The organism is Allotamlana fucoidanivorans, from assembly GCF_006265225.1.
Taxonomy (GTDB): Bacteria; Bacteroidota; Bacteroidia; order Flavobacteriales; family Flavobacteriaceae; genus Allotamlana; species Allotamlana fucoidanivorans.
The window spans coordinates 1-396 of sequence record NZ_VDCS01000070.1; the positions used below are offsets into that span (position 1 = coordinate 1).

Sequence of the window (396 nt, forward strand, 5' to 3'; positions counted from 1 at the left end):
TCATATAATCTTTATCAGTATGACCCGTTACTATTGCCGTTGTTGGCGGATTATTGGTGTCTAAATAAACATCAAAGGTTAAGGCATCACCATCTACATCGGTTGATCCCCATGCTAAAAATACTGAACCGCCCTTAATCGTCGCATCCATTGCAGGTTGTATCAATGTTGGAGGATATGGTAAATGGTTCTCTTCACCATAACCCTCTGTATAAAACTGAAATACCGATGAATATGCACTCGACTTGTTCTTGCTATCTGTTGCCTTGACACGCCAATAATAAATTATGCCTCGCTCTAATAATATTGTTCTTGTTGGAGCCTCTAGATTATTAAAACTATGTGTTATCTGAGTAAAAGTATCATTTCTTGATACTTCTATAGTATACTTTATAG

At 36.6% G+C, this 396-nt stretch carries 1 pseudogene; it reads right to left on the reverse strand.

The window, feature by feature from the left end:
* Positions 1-396 (reverse strand): annotated as a pseudogene (locus tag FGF67_RS17330) (hypothetical protein); the annotation flags it as partial.